General features: G+C 43.2%; 3 protein-coding genes. 2 read left to right on the plus strand and 1 reads right to left on the minus strand.

What is annotated here, in order from left to right:
* The first annotated feature begins 270 nt into the window (after positions 1 to 270).
* Positions 271 to 1,305: a PstS family phosphate ABC transporter substrate-binding protein gene (locus ACE1AQ_RS04190; protein WP_110544805.1), complete on the plus strand. Its 1,035-nt coding sequence runs from the start codon at positions 271 to 273 to the stop codon at positions 1,303 to 1,305.
* 146 nt (positions 1,306 to 1,451) lie between these two features.
* Here the strand turns inward: ACE1AQ_RS04190 and ACE1AQ_RS04195 are convergent, their stop codons facing one another.
* On the minus strand, positions 1,452 to 2,993 hold the full coding sequence (locus ACE1AQ_RS04195; protein WP_008196112.1) for a ferredoxin--nitrite reductase: 1,542 nt from the start codon (positions 2,991 to 2,993) through the stop codon (positions 1,452 to 1,454).
* Between the two features lie 748 nt (positions 2,994 to 3,741).
* Between ACE1AQ_RS04195 and ACE1AQ_RS04200 the strand changes: the two genes are divergently transcribed.
* Entirely contained in the window at positions 3,742 to 4,380 is a 639-nt protein-coding gene (locus tag ACE1AQ_RS04200) for an LON peptidase substrate-binding domain-containing protein (protein WP_002739408.1), read from the plus strand.
* Positions 4,381 to 4,736 lie beyond the last annotated feature (356 nt).

A 4,736-nucleotide genomic window follows, 5' to 3' on the forward strand; every position in this document is an offset into this window, starting at 1 on the left:
AGAAGGCTTTTGTAGTAACGATTCTGGTTTGAATCACACAATTTAGAGAACCGTTAAAAATCTATGAACTCCCGAAAAGGCTTGCCATCTAAGCATTTCGCATCTAAGTACAATTTCTTATTGCAAAAGTGGGATGCTCCCGATGTGAGTTTTCAGTTCACCGATTACCGATTACAGCAAAAAACTCCCCACTACCCCACTACCCCACTACCCCACTGATAACTGAAAAGTCTCCCCAATACCCGTTTTTACTTTCTCCTTTTTACACCTATGCTAGAAATTTTTACTCAGCTATCTCGTCCCACCAAAGTAGTGGCAATTGTCCTGGGTACTGCTCTAATTTTACCCGCCTGTGCCAATATTAATCCTCAAGACCTCAAACCAATTAAAATTGATGGTTCGAGTACCGTAGCACCAATTACCAACAAAGTTCTCGAAGATTTTAAAGCCAATCCTCCCCACAAAGCTTTGGCTGATGTTAAAGTTGACGCTAATATTTCAGGAACCGGCGGCGGTTTTAGAAAATTTTGTGCGGGAGAAACCGATATTAATAATGCTTCTCGGCCGATTTCTGTGGAAGAATTAAAAAAATGTGATGCTAATAAGATAAGATTTATTGAACTACCGATCGCTTTTGATGCTTTAACCGTGGTAGTCAATCCCCAAAATAACTGGGTTGATGATATTTCCACCACAGAATTAAGAACTATTTGGGAACCAGCAGCCGAGAATAAAATCAAACGTTGGAATCAAATTAATCCCGCTTGGCCCGACCGACCGATTACCCTTCACGGGCCAGGTAAAGATTCCGGAACCTACGATTTTTTTAGTGAGGTAATTAACAGCAAAGATGCCAGTCGTGGGGACTTTAATTTTAGTGAAGATGACCAAGCTTTAGTTAATGCCGTCAGTCAAGATGCCAACGCTTTAGGCTATTTTGGCCACGCTTACTATGAACAAAATCGGGATAAATTAAAAGCGTTAAAAGTTAACGGTATTGAACCAACTCGCGGCAATGTTGAGGATAGTAAATATCAGCCTTTTTCTCGTCCTTTGTTTATTTATGTTAATGCCCAAAAAGCCCAAGAGAATCCCGCTTTAGAGAAATTTGTCAAATATTATCTCGATCGAGTTCCCAATTTATTAGATACTATTGGTTATATTCCCCTACCCGATGAGGCCTATCATTTGGCACGGGTACAGTTGCAAAAATTTGAGGTAGGAACGGTTTTTGAGGGCAGACCCCAACCCAATTTAACCATCGGGGAATTACTTCGTAAACAAGCCCAATTTGAAGCTAAGTAACGATTCCCATCTGGAAGGAAAATATATAAGAATTTTCCTGCTGCCATCTGCCTCCTACTATAGCAAGATGTTGGCCAATTTCACCCAACAGAGATAGATAAAAAAAGAGGGGATAAACCCCCCATTCGTATCGAGAAACTTGTTAATTAACCTTTCGGTGTTGCGCCAAATTGTTCGATGAGGATAGAAGTTAACAGCGATTTTAGATCCTCACAGGGAATCCCTTTTTGTACACAACTTCCCAGGTGGGCATCTTTACCCACTTTACCCCCCATGTAGAGGTCAACTCCCTCCACGGTTTTGCCGTCTTTGCGTGCTTTTGTCCCCATCAAACCGATATCGGCCACTTGGGGTTGTCCGCAGGAGTTAGGGCAACCGGTCCAGTGAATCCGCACACCCTGGGGGATATTTAATTCAGCATCTAACTGACTAATTAAGTCCACAGCCCTGTTTTTGGTTTCAATCAGGGCAAAATTGCAGAATTGAGCCCCCGTACAAGAAACGAGCGCTCGTTGCAAAGGAGTAGGATTGGGGGTAAACTTAGCCAGTAAAGGCTCGGTTAAAAGAGTTGGCATATTTTCAGCCGCTATATTGGGAATAATCACGTTTTGTTCCACGGTTAAACGCAATTCTCCGCTGCCATACACTTCAGCAATCCGGGCCAAATCGAACATATCATCGGCAAATAGACGACCAACGGGAACACAAAGACCGATATAGCTCAATCCCTCCTGTTTTTGCGGAAAAACTCCTAAATGATCCCGTTTTTCCCAGTCGATTGCGTCTTTTTCCGCTGCCGTTGCCAAGGGATAACCTAAGTGATTAGCCACCCGCGTGCGGAATTCCTCGATTCCCCACTCATCAATTAACCACATTAAACGGGATTTTTGACGATTGGCGCGTAATCCGTTATCGCGGTAAACTTCCAAAATTCCTCGGCATAAATCCACCACCTCCTGATTCGGTCTCACCCAAACATTCATAGGAATTGCCGCTTCACAGCGTTTAGCCGAGAAAAAGCCACCTACCACAACATTAAAGCCTAATTCTCCCTCTTTATAGGCAGGAACAAAGGCAATATCGTTAATTTCCGCATGAACCGAGTTATCCCGGCCCCCCTCGATGGCAATATTAAATTTGCGGGGCAGATTGGTAAATTGATAATTACCTTGACCGTAGTTGGTAATCATATCTTGGACTTTTTGGACTAATTCCCTGGTGTCAATTAATTCATCTGCGTCTAGTCCCGCCATGGGTGAACCGGTAATATTTCTGACATTATCCATACCCGATTGTACCGAAGTCATACCCACGGATTTTAGTCGTTGGAAAATATCGGGAATATCTTCGATGCGAATACCGCGTAATTGTAGGTTTTGACGAGTAGTAATATCGGCATTGCCATCATCACCGTAACGCTGCACGATTTCCCCTAAAACGCGCATTTGCTCACTGCTAAGAATGCCGTTAGGAATCCGTAAACGCATCATGAATTTGCCCGGGGTGACGGGACGATAAAACACCCCCACCCATTTTAAGCGATGTTCTAAATCGGTTTTATCCATCGCTTCCCAACCGATTTGGGCAAAATGATCTAGTTCATCTTTGATGGCTAATCCGTCTTTTTCGGCTTTAAATTTCTCGAATTTATTGAGAGTTGTTCCATCTTTTTCAGGTGCTTGTACCACGAATCTATCTCCTTACTGATCTGTAGGTGCAATTGTTCTAGTTGGTGCGGGTTAGAAATGAAGAAATCGGGATTTAACAATAAGTATTCTTTAAAATACCGTCGTCATTAGCAAAAATTTAGTAATTTACCTAGTCTCTATTTGTTATTTAATTCGTTTTAAGTTGGATAATTTTGTATTGTTTGTAACAGAAATCCGCTCACCATCGTGTTTAGGCATTTATATCATGCAGTAAGTGCATTGAGGGGGGGTGTGGGAATTATGAATTATGAATTATCAATTAGGGTTGGCTGAAAAAGTAGGGGCGACCGCTGGTCAAAATGCAGGGTTTTTGAGCCACTAGCTTGAAAATATTGTAGCTGCTTCGCCAAACAAGACCCCAAACCCCTTACCTCGTCTATATTTCACATTTATTATTCAGCCAACCCGAATTAGGAAGTGGGGAAGTGGGGGAGAAGGGAGAAGGGAGAATAAATAAAGGTTGGCTGAATAAATCTAAAAACCTTGTTGGATAAGACTTTTAGACTTTTTTCTCCTCAAAAAGTGCCAGCCATTGCGGGGATCGAGGGGAAAATTCAGGGACTTTTTCCCTGAAAATTAGGTAGTTGACCACCTGAAAATCGATAAACCCTAAATAAAGGCAATCTCCCGACCCCTCAATACTGGCTCGGAGTCTCTTGCCCTTGCCTAGCGGTTCAGGGGGTATTGTGTAAAAATAAGAAAAGATCGGTTTTTTTTTACTAAACCTATGGCCACTTCTTCCATTGCCGTTAGAGAATTACCCCTCTTTCCCCTACCCGAAGTTGTTTTATTCCCGGGTCGTCCCCTGCCCCTGCACATCTTCGAGTTTCGCTATCGGATTATGATGAATACGATATTGGAAGAAGATCGCCGTTTTGGGGTCTTAATGGTAGATCCGGCCACGGGAGAAATCGCTAAAGTCGGCAGTTGTGCCGAAGTTGTCCGTTGTCAACGTCTCCCGGACGACCGGTTAAAAATTCTCACCATCGGTCAACAGCGCTTCCGTGTCCTAGAATACGTCCGGGAAAAACCCTATCGTGTCGGTTTAGTGGAGTGGATTGAAGATGTCCCCACCACCCAAGATCTGCGACCTCTGGCCAAAGAAGTGGATCGACTGCTGCGGGATGTGGTTCATCTCTCAGCCAAATTAACCGCTCAAAAAATTGAACTCCCCGACGATTTGCCTAGTCTTCCCCTGGAATTATCCTACTGGGTGGCGGGTAATCTCTACGGTGTGGCCGGGGAACAACAGGCTTTATTGGAAATGCTCGATACAGTCAGTCGTCTGCAACGAGAATCGGAAATTCTCACCTCAACCCGCAATCATCTGGCCGCTCGCACGGCTCTTAAAGATGCTTTAAATTAATAATCTTGAGGTTTTTCAGCTGCGGGAGAGGGAAATGGGGAAGTTATTTCAGTGAACAGTGAACAGTAATCAGTAATCAGTGAACTGATAACTCATACTAAATCCGTTGAGTATAGGCTACTTATGAGGACAGGCAATAGGCAATAGGCAATAGGCAATAGGAGCAATAGATAATCAGTTTTTAATAACCAGATTTAGTATCACATCTGAAAACTGATGGCTCTTCTAGGTTCTGTGTGATAAGTTTAATTGACATAGGATCGATCGATCTTTGTGTCCTTTGTGTCTTTGTGGTTCGTTCCACCCCCTCGCTCTTGAGAAATGTATCTTAGAATACATTTTACCCACCAAAGCTG

Origin of the sequence: Microcystis sp. BLCC-F209, assembly GCF_041928595.1 — a bacterium.
Lineage (GTDB): Bacteria > Cyanobacteriota > Cyanobacteriia > Cyanobacteriales > Microcystaceae > Microcystis.

What these genes read in the sequence shown, in the direction of transcription:
- ACE1AQ_RS04190 (WP_110544805.1), top strand. Translation starts at nt 271, where the DNA reads ATGCTAGAAATTTTTACTCAGCTATCTCGTCCCACCAAAGTAGTGGCA.
- ACE1AQ_RS04200 (WP_002739408.1), top strand. Translation starts at nt 3,742, where the DNA reads ATGGCCACTTCTTCCATTGCCGTTAGAGAATTACCCCTCTTTCCCCTA.